Origin of the sequence: Arthrobacter sp. GMC3 (genome assembly GCF_002929305.1) — a bacterium.
Lineage (GTDB): Bacteria > Actinomycetota > Actinomycetes > Actinomycetales > Micrococcaceae > Specibacter.
In genome coordinates, this window is the sequence record NZ_PJIO01000009.1 from 196,577 (window position 1) to 214,092 (window position 17,516).

25 protein-coding genes and 1 pseudogene are annotated in these 17,516 nt (G+C 60.3%); 14 read left to right on the forward strand and 12 right to left on the reverse strand.

Going from position 1 to position 17,516, the window contains the following annotated elements; all coding sequences use genetic code 11:
- Window positions 1-182: 182 nt before the first annotated feature.
- The gene (locus CXQ94_RS15550) at window positions 183-401 is read right to left on the reverse strand and encodes a hypothetical protein (protein ID WP_146070324.1); all 219 of its coding nucleotides are present in this window, start codon (window positions 399-401) and stop codon (window positions 183-185) included.
- Between the two features lie 266 nt (window positions 402-667).
- Window positions 668-1,129 carry a DUF6194 family protein gene (locus CXQ94_RS15555; RefSeq protein ID WP_104091478.1) on the reverse strand — a complete coding sequence of 154 codons (462 nt, stop codon included), beginning with the start codon at window positions 1,127-1,129 and terminating at the stop codon, window positions 668-670.
- 220 nt (window positions 1,130-1,349) lie between these two features.
- Here CXQ94_RS15555 and CXQ94_RS15560 point away from each other — a divergent pair, with 220 nt between their 5' ends.
- Window positions 1,350-1,628 carry a putative quinol monooxygenase gene (locus CXQ94_RS15560; protein ID WP_104091479.1) on the forward strand — a complete coding sequence of 93 codons (279 nt, stop codon included), beginning with the start codon at window positions 1,350-1,352 and terminating at the stop codon, window positions 1,626-1,628.
- Between the two features lie 114 nt (window positions 1,629-1,742).
- Here CXQ94_RS15560 and CXQ94_RS15565 read toward each other — a convergent pair whose 3' ends face one another.
- A complete protein-coding gene (locus CXQ94_RS15565) occupies window positions 1,743-2,108 on the reverse strand; it encodes a glyoxalase/bleomycin resistance/extradiol dioxygenase family protein (protein ID WP_181034249.1) in 366 nt (121 codons plus the stop codon).
- A 172-nt stretch (window positions 2,109-2,280) separates the two neighbouring features.
- Window positions 2,281-2,649, reverse strand: coding sequence for a hypothetical protein (locus CXQ94_RS15570; RefSeq protein WP_104091481.1), 369 nt, complete (start codon window positions 2,647-2,649; stop codon window positions 2,281-2,283).
- A gap of 148 nt (window positions 2,650-2,797) precedes the next feature.
- Between CXQ94_RS15570 and CXQ94_RS15575 the strand changes: the two genes are divergently transcribed.
- The 4 genes from CXQ94_RS15575 (at window position 2,798) to CXQ94_RS15590 (ending at window position 4,916) form a co-directional block, all read left to right on the forward strand.
- Entirely contained in the window at window positions 2,798-3,313 is a 516-nt protein-coding gene (locus CXQ94_RS15575; RefSeq protein WP_104091482.1) for a putative immunity protein, read from the forward strand.
- A 140-nt stretch (window positions 3,314-3,453) separates the two neighbouring features.
- Entirely contained in the window at window positions 3,454-3,858 is a 405-nt protein-coding gene (locus CXQ94_RS15580; protein WP_146070325.1) for a hypothetical protein, read from the forward strand.
- On the forward strand, window positions 3,855-4,448 hold the full coding sequence (locus CXQ94_RS15585; protein ID WP_104091484.1) for a TetR/AcrR family transcriptional regulator: 594 nt from the start codon (window positions 3,855-3,857) through the stop codon (window positions 4,446-4,448). Before CXQ94_RS15580 ends, CXQ94_RS15585 begins: the two co-directional genes overlap by 4 nt.
- Window positions 4,449-4,916 carry a DUF1772 domain-containing protein gene (locus CXQ94_RS15590; RefSeq protein WP_104091485.1) on the forward strand — a complete coding sequence of 156 codons (468 nt, stop codon included), beginning with the start codon at window positions 4,449-4,451 and terminating at the stop codon, window positions 4,914-4,916.
- A gap of 21 nt (window positions 4,917-4,937) precedes the next feature.
- Here the strand turns inward: CXQ94_RS15590 and CXQ94_RS15595 are convergent, their stop codons facing one another.
- From CXQ94_RS15595 to CXQ94_RS15610, 4 genes and pseudogenes are all read right to left on the reverse strand, one after another.
- Window positions 4,938-5,210, reverse strand: a complete 273-nt coding sequence (locus CXQ94_RS15595) for a hypothetical protein (protein ID WP_104091486.1) — start codon at window positions 5,208-5,210, stop codon at window positions 4,938-4,940.
- Window positions 5,211-5,212: 2 nt separating this feature from the next.
- Window positions 5,213-5,650 carry an aldo/keto reductase gene (locus CXQ94_RS15600; RefSeq protein WP_258067113.1) on the reverse strand — a complete coding sequence of 146 codons (438 nt, stop codon included), beginning with the start codon at window positions 5,648-5,650 and terminating at the stop codon, window positions 5,213-5,215.
- A 201-nt stretch (window positions 5,651-5,851) separates the two neighbouring features.
- Window positions 5,852-6,067, reverse strand: a pseudogene (locus CXQ94_RS15605) (Clp protease N-terminal domain-containing protein); the annotation flags it as partial.
- Between the two features lie 194 nt (window positions 6,068-6,261).
- On the reverse strand, window positions 6,262-6,693 hold the full coding sequence (locus CXQ94_RS15610; RefSeq protein WP_104091489.1) for a VOC family protein: 432 nt from the start codon (window positions 6,691-6,693) through the stop codon (window positions 6,262-6,264).
- A 441-nt stretch (window positions 6,694-7,134) separates the two neighbouring features.
- On the opposite strand from CXQ94_RS15610, the gene CXQ94_RS15620 reads away from it, so the two are divergent.
- A complete protein-coding gene (locus tag CXQ94_RS15620) occupies window positions 7,135-7,929 on the forward strand; it encodes a VOC family protein (protein ID WP_104091491.1) in 795 nt (264 codons plus the stop codon).
- 166 nt (window positions 7,930-8,095) lie between these two features.
- Window positions 8,096-8,638: a GNAT family N-acetyltransferase gene (locus tag CXQ94_RS15625; protein WP_258067114.1), complete on the forward strand. Its 543-nt coding sequence runs from the start codon at window positions 8,096-8,098 to the stop codon at window positions 8,636-8,638.
- 513 nt (window positions 8,639-9,151) lie between these two features.
- Here CXQ94_RS15625 and CXQ94_RS15630 read toward each other — a convergent pair.
- Complete coding sequence (locus CXQ94_RS15630) at window positions 9,152-9,733, reverse strand: hypothetical protein (protein ID WP_104091493.1); 582 nt, start codon at window positions 9,731-9,733, stop codon at window positions 9,152-9,154.
- A 102-nt stretch (window positions 9,734-9,835) separates the two neighbouring features.
- On the opposite strand from CXQ94_RS15630, the gene CXQ94_RS15635 reads away from it, so the two are divergent.
- The 5 genes from CXQ94_RS15635 to CXQ94_RS15655 all read left to right on the forward strand — a co-directional run bounded on the left by CXQ94_RS15635 (window position 9,836) and on the right by CXQ94_RS15655 (window position 13,610).
- Window positions 9,836-10,192, forward strand: a complete 357-nt coding sequence (locus tag CXQ94_RS15635; protein ID WP_104091494.1) for a VOC family protein — start codon at window positions 9,836-9,838, stop codon at window positions 10,190-10,192.
- A gap of 117 nt (window positions 10,193-10,309) precedes the next feature.
- Window positions 10,310-10,645: a PadR family transcriptional regulator gene (locus tag CXQ94_RS15640; protein WP_104091495.1), complete on the forward strand. Its 336-nt coding sequence runs from the start codon at window positions 10,310-10,312 to the stop codon at window positions 10,643-10,645.
- Window positions 10,646-10,869: 224 nt separating this feature from the next.
- Entirely contained in the window at window positions 10,870-11,265 is a 396-nt protein-coding gene (locus CXQ94_RS15645) for a hypothetical protein (RefSeq protein WP_104091496.1), read from the forward strand.
- Window positions 11,266-11,932: 667 nt separating this feature from the next.
- Window positions 11,933-12,352, forward strand: coding sequence for a YciI family protein (locus tag CXQ94_RS15650; protein WP_104091497.1), 420 nt, complete (start codon window positions 11,933-11,935; stop codon window positions 12,350-12,352).
- A gap of 49 nt (window positions 12,353-12,401) precedes the next feature.
- Window positions 12,402-13,610: an RNA polymerase sigma factor gene (locus CXQ94_RS15655; protein ID WP_258067115.1), complete on the forward strand. Its 1,209-nt coding sequence runs from the start codon at window positions 12,402-12,404 to the stop codon at window positions 13,608-13,610.
- Window positions 13,611-13,636: 26 nt separating this feature from the next.
- On the opposite strand, the gene CXQ94_RS15660 is transcribed toward CXQ94_RS15655, so the two are convergent.
- Window positions 13,637-14,422, reverse strand: coding sequence for a GNAT family N-acetyltransferase (locus CXQ94_RS15660; protein ID WP_104091499.1), 786 nt, complete (start codon window positions 14,420-14,422; stop codon window positions 13,637-13,639).
- Window positions 14,423-14,648: 226 nt separating this feature from the next.
- On the opposite strand from CXQ94_RS15660, the gene CXQ94_RS15665 reads away from it, so the two are divergent.
- On the forward strand, window positions 14,649-15,704 hold the full coding sequence (locus CXQ94_RS15665; RefSeq protein WP_104091500.1) for a zinc-dependent alcohol dehydrogenase family protein: 1,056 nt from the start codon (window positions 14,649-14,651) through the stop codon (window positions 15,702-15,704).
- A 490-nt stretch (window positions 15,705-16,194) separates the two neighbouring features.
- Here the strand turns inward: CXQ94_RS15665 and CXQ94_RS22675 are convergent, their stop codons facing one another.
- Window positions 16,195-16,365 carry a hypothetical protein gene (locus CXQ94_RS22675; RefSeq protein WP_181034250.1) on the reverse strand — a complete coding sequence of 57 codons (171 nt, stop codon included), beginning with the start codon at window positions 16,363-16,365 and terminating at the stop codon, window positions 16,195-16,197.
- Window positions 16,366-16,447: 82 nt separating this feature from the next.
- On the opposite strand from CXQ94_RS22675, the gene CXQ94_RS15675 reads away from it, so the two are divergent.
- Window positions 16,448-17,125, forward strand: a complete 678-nt coding sequence (locus CXQ94_RS15675; RefSeq protein ID WP_104091501.1) for a histidine phosphatase family protein — start codon at window positions 16,448-16,450, stop codon at window positions 17,123-17,125.
- Window positions 17,126-17,130: 5 nt separating this feature from the next.
- Here CXQ94_RS15675 and CXQ94_RS15680 read toward each other — a convergent pair whose 3' ends face one another.
- A complete protein-coding gene (locus tag CXQ94_RS15680; RefSeq protein WP_146070326.1) occupies window positions 17,131-17,448 on the reverse strand; it encodes a hypothetical protein in 318 nt (105 codons plus the stop codon).
- Window positions 17,449-17,516 lie beyond the last annotated feature (68 nt).

Genomic DNA, 17,516 nt, shown 5'->3' on the forward strand with positions numbered 1-17,516 from the left:
CTGTGTGCCGCGCGTCCCGTAGACCGTTCCCGTACGGGTTGCCGTCGCGAGTCGCAGAACATCATGATGGAGGTCGAAACTACACTCTTGAAACGCCCCGATGAGCCCCGTTCTCCTCGGAGCTTCTGCTTTGCCCGGAAATCAGATCAGGGTCAAACCGGGACCTGCAGCCCAGCTGAGCCTCATTTGCTCGGGCGGCCGGTTTTCGGTCGCCTGAGGCCGAGCGCCACAAGGATGATACCGATGCCCGCGACGATCAGCCCGACGGTGAGCCACATTCGGTTACCGGTCATGAAACTTCCCGGGATCAGGTTCATTCCCTGCCCGGCGAATACTCCACCGATGATCACAGCGATCAAACCTATGGCGATGAGGGCGATGCGCCCGACTCTGCTGTTCACGTTACCTAGCTTACTCTTGACCGCTTCGTGCTCATGGGAGACTGCCCTCAGATCAGGGCCGCAGCAGAGCGCATGGCGCAATCAGGACGTTTCATCCAATGGTCCAGCCAGCCTTCCCCTGCCGGACGAACCATCGCTAATTGTTCATGTTCTGGATCTGATGTTCCGGTGTTCCGGGGCACGAGCCCTGATCGGGACCGTTGCAACTCGGGCTCGACGCCGAGATACCCCGGCCCGAGAATCGCTTGCGGGTCGCGCGGGACCGGTCAGTGTCGTGAGGCCGCCCGGAGGTGCGCCTCGCGGAGGAGGTCGCGCAGTAGGGTGGAGGTATTGAGGCCGGGCGACACGACGGCCAACCAACCCTGCTGGCCGTACTGCGGGTGCGGTATGACGACGTCTATTGTGGCAGGATCCTCTGCCGGCGTCCGTCGGGTGTGCTCTGAAGGCGGGTAGCCGATGAGTTGTGTGAACCGGTCGCGACCAACATTGACGTTGACGCGGAAGACCCCCTGGCGGTTTAGCTGCGAGCTCTCATCGAAGCCTGGATAGTCCTTTGTTACCACGGTGGCAAACGGCCATCGGTGGTCGGCCGGCAGCGCGGCCGATGCCGCGTCGTAGGCAAACGAGTCACCCCACGCGATTCCCGGGGCATCACTTTGAGCGGCAACGGTCTCCACGACAACCCCGGGAAGTGACTTCAACCAAGTGATAATCTCTTCTTCACTCATGCCCCCGATACTGGTTGAAGACCCCCAGTGAGTCAAGACATCGGAGTTGGACAACGCCTAGGGTCGAGGGGGAAAGGACACCGCCCTCGCCGATGTCCATTCCAAGCGGTCCCCGGTTATCGACCCACGATCGGAATCCAAGGGCTGTCCTGCGGCAGGTTCCCCAGCGGGATGCCACCGCTGTTACTGCTTCCACCTTGCCTATGGCACAATCCTCGTTGTGAATACCATCGATTTGACTGGGCAACTGATCTGCAAAGGCGACGACGAGATTGCAGTCGTTACAGAGTTTCTACCTCGACATATTGAACTGACTCACGCTGAACCCGGTTGCATTTCTTTCGAGGTGAACCCGACTGACGATCCACGAGTGTGGAATGTCGCCGAGCGTTTCCAGGATGCTGACTCTTTCCATTCCCATCAAGCACGTGTCAAGGCCAGCGACTGGGGACGGGCAACGGCAGGCATCAAACGAAGCTATTCCATAACGGGCTTGTAGACTCCGGATTTCCGCAGTTCCACATTTCTCGGTGGTTCCGTTTTCCCTTGAGCACTGCTCATCCGCTGACGGTACCTCGTGCAGACGTGGACGGCTGCGGTCCAATCCCCGCGGTTACGACGAGGGGCTGGTGAATCGGAGGTAATAGCCATCCGGGTCCGTGACGCGGAAATCGACCAGTCCCCAATCTCGCTCCTGAAGGTCCTCCGTGAGAGTGATGCCCCCATCGACGATTCGGTCTCGCAGAGCATGCACATCATCGACCTCGATCACCATTTCCGTCATCACCGGATGAGCACGACGCGCCAGATCGACTGGTTCGGATTCGCATAAACCGATCCGAACTGTTCCCATGCGAAGCGACGCGTAACGTGGTGGACCATCCTTGCGACCGATCACTTGAAAGCCCAAAAGATCGTAGAAAGCTGTCGTCATGTCCACATCGCCGGGAAAGATCTCAACTCTCAAGAATGCATCCATAGAATCTACCTTGACCCATCTGCGAATATCCGTCGATGGCACCCCGGCGCCATCACTTTCGCCAGGGCGGGACTTCTTCGCACAACGTGATGAGCCCCGCATGCAAACCGACTTATGGGACGGATCTTACTGGTTTGCGGCCCAAATGGAGATGCCAGCCGCGAAGAGGAACCTATGCACCCTTCGCATCCGGTTGGCTGTTTAATGATCGAGATCCTAGAGCGAGGTGGATTGCTCTTAGCTGATCAAAGTAGCGGAAGTTCACCTTCATCGTTTCTCTACCAACGGTGACGGTGCAGAAGAGCCCGCTCGGCTTACCAAGGAACTGATCGCGGGGTGACTCCTCTATGAGGCGCTTGATGACCGTCTGCGAAAACGTTCCCGAACCGAACACCATGAAGCGGCGATCGGTCGCGATCACGATTCGGTACCCCCCGCCACGGTTTTGGATGGTCATCTGCGCCGCGAACCCGCCGTGAATTACTTCGCCAGGTTCAACCTGTGTTTGGGCGCGCTGAATGATCTTGTCTGCCATGGTCATGCGCTCCACAATATCAGCGCCGTTTCAAGGACCAGACGCAATTTTTCAAAGCGGCCGGTGGGAGCCGTCTCATACTTCGTTGCGCCCGGCGGCCGTTCGGCATGCCTACCAGGTGCATGCCGCGAGGTTGTCGGCGTAAGGTGACGGCATGATCCTTCCCGCTGTTCGTGACCCTCGGCTTGTGAGTATCAGTCGGGGCGGGACACTCACCAAGACCGACCACCGGCTTTTGGCGGTGTGGGCGGCCGCCTGCGCTGAACATGTGCTGCCCTTGTTTGAGGAGTTCAACCGCGAGGACACCCGACCCCGTGATGCTATTGAAGCGGCACGGGCGTGGGCTCGCGGCCAGGCGAAGATGATGGAAACCCGTGCGATCGGCGGGCACGCGATGGGTGCCGCCCGCCCTCTGCGGGGCCCCGCGCGCTTCGCAGCCTATGCAGCCGGCCAGGCAGCCTGCGTTGCCCATGTTCCCGAGCACGACCTCGGTGCCGCCGCCTATGCCATCAAGGCGGCCCAGGCCGCAGCGCCTCTGGGGAAATCCAAGGAGGCTGGTCGGGCTGAACGCGACTGGCAGCACCGGCAGATTCCACCCAATCTTTACGACCTGGTCCTCGAAGACCAAGTCCGCCGCAACGATATCTGCTGGTCGGTATTCAACGACTGAAGTTTCGATCCGATCACTTTGCCCGAAAGAGGATCTGATGACGAGCCTAGCCATTTGTCAGGGGAGGTCGATCGGAAGACGCAGTGACTTCATAGGTACACCCTCTAGTAAATAAGTGGGCGACCGCTTACTATTGAAAGATGAATACCGTTTCGACGAAAGACCAAACGCTCCCCTCTCCTAGCAGCCAAGCGACGTCACTATGGGTGCCGGCGCGGCGATGGACGGCAGTGGTCTTGCTGGTGGCTGGGATTGCCACGCTGGCAACATCGTTCGCTGCCCTCCCTGTGCCGGTTCTTGCACTCGTTGTCGCAGCATGGTCCGTGGCAGTGGTGGTCTTCGCCCAATCCGCTCACGGACCCACCGGATTCTTGATTCTGTCGATTTGCGTCAAAGTCACAACACTCTTCATCATCGGACTGCTCATCTTTGACCCGGCGTCCCCGATCGGAGCGCAGAACGGTTTGTACTGGATCCCGCTGGGGCTGCTGAACATGGGAAGCGGACTGTGGTTTCTGAAGATGATTCGCAGGCGAGCAGCATGACTGAACCCACCCCCCGACGCAGGTTAAGCGCCGATGACCGAAGGGCAGAGATCTCACATGCCGCCCGATCTCTGTTCGCCACCAATGGGTACCACGCAACAACCACGCGCGAACTCGCACGAGCGGCCGGGGTCAGCGATGCGTTGCTCTATCGGCATTTTGCCAACAAGCGCGACTTGCTTGAATTTGTGGTCACCGAGGCCATCGAGACGTTCAGCTCGTTGCCACCGCTAGAACGAATGGAAGCACTTCCAACAGACCAGTTGCTCCTGCGCCTCGGCCACGGATTCTTGGAGCGGATCACTGCCAACCTGGATCTCATCCTGATCCTCGTCGGCAACCACGCAGAGGTTCAAGATGCCCGCTTTGCCAGCTTCATCGACAGCGCAGCGTCAGCGCTCGGCGAGCAGCTAGCGCAGCGCGGGGTCGCCAAAAACGCGGACGAAGGGTATCTCAGCGCGCGATCGTTCTTCGGAAGCCTCATTTCATTCATCTTGCTTCAGCGCGTACTCGGCATGGACTCCGTTCGCCCGGTTGACTCCGGTCGCTACCTCGAGCACTTGGTCGAATTGACGGTGAAGGGTGCTTAGATGCCGTATCTGGACATCATCCGAATACTGGCCCTCGCGACGATGGGCATCCTCACCGGCGCATACGTCGACGGCGCACTCGTTCTGGTCCCCGCACAAAATCGACTCTCCGCATCGGCCTACACCGAGTCCGAACAGGCAAACACAGCTCTCGGGACCATCAGGTATCGCATTCTGGTGTTCGCCACGATCGGCACCGGCGCGCTCTTGGCAATCACGTTCGCTGCCCACCCTGCCCAACTCACGCTCTCAGTCCTCGCGATCATTCTGGTAGTAGCCGCCACCGCGCTAACCATTGCGCGAGTTGTCCCCATCAACAAGAAGGTGCACATCTGGGCAGCAAGCGCGCCACCTTCGGACTGGGCAGACACCCGCCGGAAATGGCACCGCTTCCACTACATCCGAACAGCAATGGTCCTCACCGCAATGCTGCTTCAGCTATTCGCTGTAGTTGCCATCACGACCTAACCCAAATCCAGCCGCCTCACGTCACTGTTTCAGAAGGCCTTTATCGATCAGACTCCGGGCAGTATCCACGATGCTTTCCTCGGGTGGCTGCGGCTGCCAGCCCAGTACCGTCCAGACCTTGTCAATGCTCATCTTCCGGGTAATGCCGAGGTCGGGTACGACCTCCCGCACCGTCTTGTCGAACATGCCAACAATGCGCAACTCAAGGTTGGGGATCGACTGGCTGGGCACGCGCTTGGCGGCCTCGCCGAAATGGGCTTTCAGTATGCTGCCGGTCACGAGAACGGTGGTCATGCTCAGGCGCCGATAGTGTTGAGCTCGGCAACATCGGCCTCGGACAACGCCAGCACGGGGCCCGCGACGTTTTCGCGCAGGTGCGCCACCGACGACGTTCCGGGGATGAGCAGCATATTTGGTGAACGGCTGCAGCAGCCAGGCAAGGGCGACGGCGGATGGTCGGGTGCCGAGGCGATGCCCTGGCTGGCGAGGTTGTGGATCAGTTCGTCGTCGTCCCGGTTAGCAATATTGTAGAAGTTTTGCACACAAGCCACTGGCGCGATCGACTGGGCCTCGGCAATCTGATCGGCCGAAACCGTACTGACGCCGAGATGCCTGATGAGGCCCTCCTGCTGCAGCTCAGCCAGGGCGGTGAACTGGGCTGAGATCGCCCCGATTCCGGTCCGCGGGTGGTCTAAAGACGCCTGGGCTTGCCATCTGCATGGCGCCGTAGCCACTCCCCCGGCGATCCTATGAGCGACAGGGACAAGCTGGAGTCACTGGCTGGTGCGGTTTCGCCGGTTGAACGGATCCGGCAGGCTGTGGCACGGCCGTCGAGCAATGAGAGAGGCGCAATGTGAGAATCGCGGCCCATCCGGGTTACTGGGCATTCCCGCAGATCGTTCGGCTATTGGTCAGCCCCCATCGACAACTCCATCGCCCGGGTAGCCAGGGAGTATCTGAATGACCTGTTGGCGGACCACATTGGGATCGCCCCTGAGCCTCACCAACACTTCAACCGCTACACCTTCACCCCCTCGAATCATGCCCAATAGGATGTGTTCGGTGTCAATGTAGTTGTTCCCGAGTATCAGGGCTTCGCTAAGCGAGAATTCCAGCACCGACTTAGCATGCGAAGTGAACGCGACACTCCCCTTGGCGGTCCGCAGCCCTCCTGTCCACTGCCTGAACTGAGGCTACCCAGCAACCGGACAGCGTGGGTTTTCGTCCTGCTCAAAGTTCCCCTGTGGGACCGTGAAGACCGCCAACCGAACTCCGCGGTTACACGTGCAATCCCGACAAAGCATAATTTTCATGTCTGGGGCCTGAAAACCACATCGTCCAACGTTTACTCGTTGGCGGACTGTCCACTGTTCGGTCTCAGCTCTTCGAAATGCTGCTCAAACATGACTTCATAGCCATCTGGATCCAGCCCGTAAAATATCCGCGCCCAGAAGACGTCCTCCGGTTCGAGGGTGACGGTCAGCCCCTCTTCCTTCCACAGTTTGTAGATGCCGTCGAGGTCGTTGGTTGGAATGGCCAGGACCGTGCCGCTGCCGTTCGGCCCGGCCTTCGCTGCCTTCTCGCGGTCCGCGTTGTGATAACCGTGTGCGTACATGTCCGACAAGATCAGCCAGGTGTACCCGAAGGTCAGATACCGAAGGTTGGGTTGGTCCGGGTGCGGAATCTGCTTGAAGCCAAGTCGCAAGTACAGTGCGCATGATCGTTCGATGTCACGTACTCTAAATCCCACCTTTAGCTGCTTGCTGCCCCTCAACATACGTACCTCCTGTGTTGCAAACCAGCCTAGCCCGGTGGCCTGTGGAGCGTCGGTGTGCACAACGGCGGCGAGACCGCGCTTCATTTTCTACGGATGCGTCATCGATGGCTTCGCTGTGCAGATTTCCGTCGCCTTCAACGACCATCGGCCCGCCAAGATCGTCCAGCAGCCCGGATTGCCTGAGCAGGTCAAAGAGCAACATGCTTTCAGACAGGCCGACACGGATTGCCCGTCGTCGGAGCAATTGAGGGCAATTATCGTTCCAGCTCCCGCGAAAGCGGTTCCTCGACCAAGTTAGATGTCGCCCGCCGTGACCAGCCGCCTCGACAGTGCGATTCCGCGACCGATCGTCGTGACCAATATCAGGAACATTGCAGTATTCATCGTGTAGTAGGTAGTAAATGGAGTTAAAATAATGTTCGAGATTCGAGGAGTCACGACATGACCGATACCAATTCATACTCCGCGGGGACCCCCTGCTGGGTCGAGACCCTCCAGCCGGACCCCGACGCTGCCGTGGCCTTCTACAGCGAGCTGATGGGCTGGACGTTCGACGAAGCGGGACGGGGCGGTTATCGTATTGCCCGGCTCGACGGGCGACGTGTGGCTGGCATCGGGCAAGCTCCAGCCATGCTCGATCGCGGCGCCTGGGTGACCTACGTCCTCGTGGCCGACCTTGATCAGACCGTGACGGCCATCCGTGACGCGGCCGGATCCGTACTGGCAGGTCCAATGGAAGGCCGGGACGGTGAACGCACCGCCATTTTCACCGATCCAAGCGGTGTCGCGTTCGGAGTGCGGCAAGGCAGCATACCGACCGTCGCCGACGTCGTCGACGCACCAAATGCCTGGCAGATGAGCGCACTGCATACGCCCGATCTCATGGGCGCCGAAACATTCTATGCCAAGGTATTCGGCTGGCGACTCGAAGCTGCGACTGGCTCCGGCATCAGCCTGTGGCGCCTCACTGGCAGCACGCGTAGGGCGTCCGACTCGACCCTGCCCGACGACGTCGTCGCGGTCGCCACAAGGGCTGACCCTGCCTCCGGCATACCGCCCCACTGGGCAGTCAATATTCAGGTCGACGACGCCGATGACCTCGCCGCCAGGGTCGTCGAACTCGGCGGAACGGTCATCATGCCGCCAACCAACACACCGGGGTTCCGCAACGCCCTACTCGCCGACCCCAGCGGTGGAGTCCTAGCAATCAGCCAGGTCGTCAAATCGACGGTCTAGCCGATCGAAAGCGTCGTTTGGCGCCCCTTTTTAATTGGCCGCTCTGGTAGTCCGGCAACACTTGAAAACAGACTGAGCGTGAGGGGTGAATTGAAGGATGACAAGTAGCGGGTTTGCTGAATACTCACCCAACCAACGTCAAGATGAAACAGCGCTAGATAGTACCGTGGACGTCAGATTGGCCACGAGTGGTGACATCGATGCTATACGGGACATCGATAACAAAGCGGGCCGCTCACCAGCTGACGTAGTGGCCTTGGCCGCGGCAATTCTTGACGAGAACCGACTGGTTGTTATCGCTTCCGTCGACGGCAGCATTGTCGGGTGGGGCAAGACTCACTTCTGGTCCAACGCCGAAGGACGGGCACCCGGAGGGCACTACTTGGGCGGAGTTACTGTACTCCCCGATTTCAGGCGCCGCGGGATAGCTCGGGTATTGACTCAAATACGAATGGACTGGATCTGGGCACACGCAGAATCGGCTTGGTACATCGTCAACCGCTCCAACCGGGCATCGATCGATCTTCATCGTCAGTGGGGGTTCGTTGAGGTTGCCAGAGCTGCGAAATTTCATACGACCAGCTTCACCGGTGGCGTGGGTTTGCTGCTACAAGCGAAGCAGTCAGGGCCGAGGAATCTTTCCTCTTGCAGCCGACCCATCCCCAGTGACGAAGAACCTAATTACGACGATTCCAACCACTGCCAGTAAGGAAGTAAAGAGGAGCCCGTCGAATGGTTCTAGATACTTGCCAAAGTTATAGGCCGCCGCAGCGAAGGTAACCAAAGCCCAGCGAACCCGCCTCGTTCAGCTGGGCAGTTGCGCATTTGGGCAGCTCCTCCGTCGTTATCGTGTGTTGCACGATCCCACCCATCAAGCAGCAAACCAACTGGTTTCTGATTTTCTTCTTCGGCATGTTCTGCCAAGAACAACGGCGTCGAGAACCCCGACCAAATTCAACTTGCAGTGATAACGTCCCTAACCGGAACGCAAAGCCATGATTTGACCCCCAAGATTGGCTATCTGTGCAGAATTTAGAGCTTCACGATCCACAGTTACAAATCGCTTGAAGCCTTCGGAACGGCAAATCTGCACGGGCAGTGGTCCTGCAGTGGATGCCAGATTCTAGGCCGCGCAACCAGGAACGCTGCAAGAAGCCCGCTCATGGCGCCAAAGGTGCCTGAGTGCGACTCTCCCGACGTCCGTCCATATCCGCTTCCGGAATCATGCCCTCCAGTATCCGACCTTCGCCAGCAGCAATGTCTCTCTAGTGGAGTCCTCTGGCACCTGGATCTCCGGGGGAAAGACACCCATGGCCCGGAAGCCGTCGATCTGCGGCCCGATAATCTCCCAGAGCCCGTCGACGAGCGGATCCGGGAGGGCATAGTCCAGTCCGAGGAAGTGCGCGATCGACCAAGCTTGGAACGCCCGATAAGTGCTCGTGTGCTCGAGGTAGTCGCCGACCGAAAAGTCTCCGTAGCTGAGGTGGACAACCTTGTCGTAGTCGAGATCTTGAGACACCGCTTGAGTTGCTGCGTCATTGATCTCGTCGTAGCTTGCGATCGGATCTTCCCCGAGAAGGTCTCCGTCGTACCGGTTGCCGACCTCCTCTGCGGTACGACCGGCGAGGACGTCCGGGACCCAGGCCTCATCGAACGCGTGATAAGCAAGAATGTCCCGAATAGTCGGGTTGGGCTTTCGCGACCACTCGGCCGGGGCGGCAAGCGACAGCTGGTCGGGATCGATCATGTCGACCACATCACGAAGGGCAGCGTCGGACATAAGAAAGAGATCTTGTCTGTTCATGATGGAACGGTAGCAACGAATAACGCCGGGGGGAAGATCTAGCGGTGGACACCCACCGAGTTGGGCGGCACGATTGAGGGACATCGACGACTGGAGCAGACCATGCACGTCATCCGGATAACGACCGACCTCACGGTGCCAGACGTCGAGGAGGCGAAGGCCTTCTACGCGGACTACCTCGGGCTCGACGGGGAGGACATGGGTCTCGACTGGGTCACCCGCTTCGTGGTACCCAGCACCGGGGCGCACATTCAGCTCGTGTCTCGGGATGCGACGGCGTCTGAGAACCCACAGCTCACCGTAAAGGTCGACGACGTCGACGACGCCTACGCTGAGGCCCGTCGCCGCGGCTACGAAGTTGTTCACCCCTTGACCACGGAGCCGTGGGGTATCCGCCGGTTCTTCGTCCGCGCCCCAGATGGGACGGTGCTCAACATCGCCCAGCATCGCGACCCTTAGCATCGCCTCGTACCGCGGGAGCCGCGAACTGTCCTGGAAGTCTGGGTTCTGCTACGTTCTCGGAGAAAGCTCGCCGCAGACCTTGACTTCTAAATCTATATAGCTAGATTTGTACTTATGGAAAATTTAGGGCGTGTGACTCCGGCTACCTCGTTGGTGCTGGAGGCCTTGCTATCTGCGGAAAGTGTTTGGGGGCTGCAGATCGTCAAGGATGCCGGAAAGAAGCCAGGGACCATCTATCCAATCTTGGAGCGTTTGGAATCGCTGGGATGGATCACCGGAGAGTGGGACACCCAGGAGTCCCGCAAGGGACCGCGGCGACGCTACTACCGACTGCTTGCTGAAGCCCGCCCTCTAGCTGTGGCCTACGTGAAAGTCCAGCAGGACAAGGGCGCGCGGGCTGGAGTGCGGCCCTCACCGGTGACGCGCCAGACCGAATGGTGCAGCGCGTGAAGGGTGGGGACATCGTCCTGGCTGCCTGCGTGGCACTGACTCCAGCACGGTCTCGCGAGGTACGAGAGGAGCAATGGCGAGCAGACCTGAGGGACGGCCCCGATCTGGGAATCTCCCGGTCATCCTTGCTACTCGGGGCCTTGCGCTCGTCGGCTTTGGCCAGGTTCCATGAAGTGCTGTACCGCGGGAGCGTGATGCTTTCGCACTTATCAAGGGGGAAAAACATGAAACTGGTATTTGGCGCTGTCGCAGCTGGAGTAACTGTTGCGGCAGGACTCGCTTTTGGTCTCCACGCAGCCCAACCGCAAGATTCGTATCGATCACCGGAATCCACGGTGATCGCAGGATACGAGGGCTGGTGGAACGCGACCCCCGCCGAAGGAAGTGCGGCTGGCCTGCCCCAGGAAACGGTGGCGGTCAGTACGCGGACCGGCAAGATTGTTGACGCATTCAATCGCTCCAGGAACGACGCGCGGCAGGTCACGTTGCCAACGGATGTTAAGTACGACGTCGTTCCGGACCCATCATGGCCCAAGGATTCCGTGGTCATCATCGATACCTCATCGGGAAAAGTCATCGAGAGCTTCCCCGTGAACGACAGAGGCGAACCGATCCGCTGAGGGTCCGGGCCTTTTTTCGCAAAGCTGGCACAAGTGGAAGTCCGGCCTGCATTCTGCGGGCTTCCACTGGTCATTCGATGGCTTCGGGCACAGCGTGGCAGGATGACGACCCTCGAACGGTTTATCGGAGAAATTCCACAGCCGGATGCCATCCTCGCGCTAGTTGATGGACCGACTCAGTATCCCTGGCCCAAGGATGCGGCTGAACGCGACGCCTTGTTTCAGCGCGTGGGATTGCGCCTAGGCAACCCAGTGTTTCGACGAGATCCTGCGCCGTCTGACCGAGCTCCACGGCGAGCCCACCATTCCATTGCATGGGCAGAGATTCCTGCGGAGGATATGGAACGTCAACGGCATGGACATAGATGTCCACTTCGGCAATGACAGTCGCAGCTCGCTGATGGTAGGAGTCCAGGACGAACAGATATTCGCCGACGTGGAAGCCTATGCCCGCGACAACTGAACCATCCCTTACCTCGAAATTTCTGGGACGGATCCTGGGTTGTCCTGCCGAATGCCCCACGCGACCGGCCAACGTCCATCATGCAATGACGCTCCGCTCGAAAATCGTACAAAAATTCTTCAGCATGTGTCGATCTGCTCTAGCGCCGTTCGACCTATGGGTGAGAAGGTCGAATGGCGACCTTCCAGAACCAAGGAGTACCAGATGGCCAAGTACATGCTGATCATGCGCGCGACGGACGAGTCGTTCGCGAACTTCACGAGCGTCGACTTCAATGAGATCCTCGAGGCGATGGGCAAGTTCAACGACGAGCTGATCCGCGCCGGCGTCCTGCTGGCGGCCGAAGGCCTCGACGACGCAAGCAAAGGAGTCGTCGTCGACTTCACACAGGACACGCCCGTCGTGACTGACGGCCCCTACGGAGAGACGAAGGAACTGTTCAACGGCTACTACATCCTCGACGTAGCGTCGATCCAGGAGGCAGTCGAATGGGCCAAGCGCGCACCGATGACCGCGGGAAGCAAGACTGAGATCCGTCGCGTACCGTCGATCGACGAGTTCCCTCAGGACAACGTCTGGATCCAAAAGGAGCGCGCCTGGCGCGAGCAGACCGGGCAGCTCTGATCTAGTGAGCATGTCGGAGGCGCGGCGCGCCGTCGAAGCGGTGTGGCGCATGGACTCCGCACGCATCGTCGGCGCCCTCGCCCGCTACACAGGCGACTTCTCGTTGGCCGAAGACCTCGCGCAGGAGGCCCTCGCCGAGGCTCTCGTCTCCTGGTCTGTTGATGGAGTTCCTGCCCAGCCGACCGGATGGCTGCTCACCACGGGCCGCCGTCGGGCGATCGACGCCTTTCGCCGCCGGTCCGCCCGGGACGAACGGTATGCCCTGCTTGCCCGCGACCTCGACGAGGAGTTGCCTGGTGTGGACGCACTGTTCGACCCCGATGCGATTGACGACGACGTGCTGGCTTTGATGTTCATCTCGTGCCATCCGGTGCTCTCGAAGGAAGCCCGGATCGCCTTGACCCTGCGGGTCGTCGGCGGGCTCAGTACCGAGGAGATAGCCAAGGCTTTCCTCGTTCCCGTGCCAACCATTCAGGCGCGCGTCACCCGCGCAAAGAAGACTCTGGCCGCTGCGCAAGTGCCGTTCGCTGTGCCCGAACCGCAGGAGTTGTCCGAGCGGCTCGGCTCGGTGCTTCAGGTCATTTACCTGATATTCACAGAAGGGTCGTTCGCATCGGGCGGCGACGAGTGGATTCGCAGGGATCTGGCCGACGAGGCCCGCAGGCTGGCCCGCGTACTAGTGCGGCTCGCGCCCGTGCCTGAGGTCTTCGGGCTGCTGGCGCTGATGGAACTGACTGCCGCCCGATTTCCTGCCCGACTCGACGCGTCCGGGAACCCGGTGCTTCTGGAGGATCAGGACCGGCGGCTGTGGGACCAATCGGCGATTCGGCGCGGACGGGCTGCGCTCGCACGAGCTGTCACGGCCGGACGTGGACTGGGCACATACGGCCTTCAAGCCTCCATCGCTGAGTGTCACGCACTGGCGCGCTCGGTTGCCGAGACCGATTGGCCGCGGATCGTCATCCTCTACGAAGCGCTCGGACGGCTGACGCCTTCACCCATCATCGAACTCAATCGAGCGGTCGCGGTGGCAATGGCCACCGGTCCAGCTGACGGTCTCGCGTTGGTCGACGCGATAGCCGCACGGGGCGAACTGGCTGGCTCGCACCTGCTCCCCTCGATCCGAGGAGAGATGCTCACCCGACTAGGCCGACGCGACGAAGCGCGGTCCGCACTCCTTCAGGCGATTGTGCTGTGCGGGAACGCCGCCGAACGCGCGGTGCTCGAGCGCAAGATCGACAGCGCCAACACACCGTAAGTGTGCCTGCCCCTATCCATGCGATCCTATCTCCGCCAGTAGGGGGTATTTGAGGAAATCTTGAGCAAACCGGATTGCTCCAGAATCGGGCGGGAAAACTCCGTTGATTCGCTGTGGGCAAGCGTCTTTCCGTGGGCGATGGCCGAGCGGGCACGGGCAGCAGTCAGCGCCCTGTAAATTCCGCGCCCGCGGTAGGCATTCAAGGTTGCGCCACCCCAGATCCCGGCAAATTCGCTCTCCGGCACGGGTTCAAGCCGCCCACTGCAGACAATCCTGCCATCGGCTTCGGCCACCCAGAGCTCCATGCCGTCCTTCCGCGCCAAGCGATCCAGCATGGCGTCGGCTGTACGCGGGTCAACGGGATCACCAAAGACTTCGTCAGCCATGGCGCACGCGGCCCTCACATCAGCCTCAGAAGTGACTCGCCTCAAAGCCACACCCTCGGGCTCTGGGACATTGGCGCACAGCCCTTCTAGCGGACCCACCATGATGGACTCTTCATCCCCAGGGGAGAAACCCTGCTGCATGAGTGCCTCGGCCAGCCCAGGATTCCTGTCGTGCTGGCGCACCTTCCACAAAATCTTGTCAATCTCGGGATCGGAAAGGAAATGCTCAATTGCGCCAGTCACCAAGCCTGGCAAACCGTGTACCGCTGTGTCACCCAAATCTCTGTAGGTGACAAAGCCAAGACCACCGGCAAATGTGGCCAAACGCAATGGGCCCAAGCGAGCCACACGCAGTGCCCCCGGCGTTTCCGCATCGGTTCGTAGCTGTTCGTCGTAGGCCTGGAGGTATCTCTCCCGGATCGTCATTTCCGAAGCATGTCAGGGCTGCGTGCCAGGCGCAACTGCGTAGCGGCCCGGCACTGCAGTCCATCGGGCGGCCTCCAGAGAACAATTGGTGTCAATGCAGCCACTATTGGGGCCATTTCTGGACGTTCAGTCACCACATTCAAAATCTCCTCGCCCCATCAACAATCATGGTGACCGATTAGAACTAAACTCGAATTCGACCCTGTCCACAACCCAAGGAGTCATCATGCGCGCTACCATCATCTACGGCCCCGGCGACATCCGGGTCGAAGACCGCGACTACCCCACCGTCCTGCAACCCACCGACGCCGTGGTGAGAGTCACCGCAGCCTGCGTTTGTGGCTCCGACCTCTGGCCATATCGCGGTGTAAAGCCCACCCACGAGCCCTCTGCGATCGGGCATGAATTTATCGGACTTGTGGAAAGCATCGGCGACGCCGTGGACAATTTGGCCGTGGGCGACTTAGTCATCGCCCCGTTCGTGATCAGTTGCGGAAAGTGCGCGCAGTGCCTCAACGGCGTCACCGTAGCCTGCGATCACCTAGCTGGCTGGGGCGGCAAGGACGACGCCGGGCTGGCGATCGACGGCGGTCAGGGCCAAGCCGTGCGTGTCCCCTTGGCAGAATCGACCCTGGTCAAGGTTCCTGGAGTCACTGAGCCTGACGATGCTTTGCGCGCCAGCTTGTTGACCCTCTCTGATGTCATGGCCACCGGCCACCACGCGGCCCTCGCCGCGAAGGCCGGCCCCGGCCGGACCGTCGTCGTGGTCGGCGATGGCGCCGTGGGCCTGTGCGGGGTCCTGGCAGCCAAGCGCTTGGGTGCCGAGCGAATTATTGCCATGTCCCGGCATGCCGATCGGCAGGCCATTGCCCGGGAATTTGGCGCCACGGATATCGTGGAAGAGCGCGGGGATGAAGGCGTGGCGAAGGTCCGTGAACTCCTCGGCGGGACCTTGGCCGATTCCGTCTTGGAGTGCGTCGGCACCAAGGAATCCATGGAGCAGGCGCTGCACAGCGTCCGCCCGGGCGGGGCGCTGGGCTTTGTCGGCGTTCCCACCGGCGGTGCCGAGATTCCGCTGCGCTACCTCTTCGACACCAACATCACCATCGGTGGCGGCATGGCCCCGGCCAGGACCTATATTCCGGAGTTGCTTGCCGACGTCCTGGCTGGCAGCATCAACCCGGGTCGGGTGTTCGACGTCGTCATGCCGCTTGAGGAAGCACCCGAAGCCTACCGTGCAATGGATGAACGACGCGCCATCAAGGTCCTGCTGATCCCCTAGCAGTGCCGTTTTGAAGGTTGGCTCCACTGAATCGGCTGAGGTCTCGACCAAGGCGATTCGCTACTACGAGCAGCTGGGTCTGGTGCAGCCGACCACTTGGTGGGGCTCGCCATGCCCTCTGTGACCCTTTCAGCTACGGACGGTCGAGAAGTGAACCTCGCCGATCTCGGCAGCGGCCGGACCATTATCTACCTGTGCCCGTTGACCGGGGCGCCTGGGACAGATCTGCCGGAAGGATGGGAATCCATTCCCGGCGCTCGTGGCTGCACCAGGGAGGCCTGCCTTTCCCACTGCTGTCAGACCCTCAGTTCTCGCCAACACTCACGCCCAACAGGTCCTCGAGTGGTTGCAGGGTGGGTGACAATCCAGTCCCTGCCGCGTTGGTCGACGCCGGCCTAGAGACTCAACGCCCACGTCACATGCCTACGACCGTCCGGTTCAACGTTGGCCACGGCGGGGTGCTCATGGCGGACAGGGTGTCTGCCCGAAATCAGCGAAGTTTTGATATCTCCTCAAGCGGAACATAGAAACTCACTTCGCCAGTTTCGGCATTCACACGCGCCTTCAGCTTGATCTTGCCCAGCACACGTCGCCCTGCGGAGATCTCAACCGGGTAAGAAGACGCCGCGTAGACGTCACAATCTTCAATGAATTCATCCATGGGGCAAAGCTAGCAGGCGGCTGGGGAAACCACACCGTGCGTAACGAGGCTAGAGGGTACGGGTGGGGATAGGCTCGTGCCTATGAGTGCCCCACGCCAGATCATCATGGTCCGCCACGGACAGTCGGCTGCCAACATTGACCAAACGTTGTACAACCGGATTCCTGACTATCGCATCCCGTTGACCGAGCAGGGTGTGGCGCAGGCGAAGGCTGCCGGGGAGCAAATCCGGCGCCGGCTGGACGGGCAGAAGGTCTGCGTCTACGTGTCGCCATACTTGCGGGCGTATCAAACCTTGGAGGCGTTGAACCTGGGCGATCTGGTGGAGCGGACCATGGAGGAGCCGAGGCTGCGGGAGCAGGACTGGGCCAATTTTCAAAACCCGGCCGAGATTGCCGACCAGAAGGAACTCCGGAACGCCTACGGTCACTTCTTCTACAGGTTTCGCGAGGGCGAATCGGGTTCCGACGTCTATGACAGGGTGTCGTCATTCATGGAGACCCTGTACCGGCACTGGTCCAAACCGGACTACGCACCCAACACCTTGCTTGTGACACACGGGCTCACCATGCGGCTGTTTTGCATGCGCTGGTTCCACTGGTCGGTGGAGTACTTTGAGTCACTGAACAATCCAGGAAACGCAGAGGTCCGCGCCCTGGTATCCACGACCGGCGGCTACGCCCTCGACACACCCTTTCAGCAATGGACACCTGCCCATCCAGCCAAAACCGTCTTGGACTCCCCCGACCATATTTGGTGAGCGATTCAGTCATTGCCGTGTCGCTCGTCCAGATCTCGAATATCCCAATCGTCAACCACCGGCTTGGCTCGTTCTTGCCTCACCAACTCCGCATGGTGTTCGAAACCACGCACCACGAACGACATGGCCGTGAAGATCAGTCCGCCGTAGAAAATCACTGGATTGGTGAGCGCCGGAATGGATAGCAGAACCTGCTCAGAGAGGTTCACAAACGGGGAGATCCACATCAAGGCCAGCGGTAGTACCGTGTAGCCTACGATGCCCGAGGCGGTCATGATCAAGCCAATAATGAACATTTTCCTGGCACTGACTAGTGGTGGCATGACTCCCCCTTGAGTGGCTGGCAACCTTGTCCTTTCCGTATCCTAGCGCGCCCCTGGCGCACCGCCCT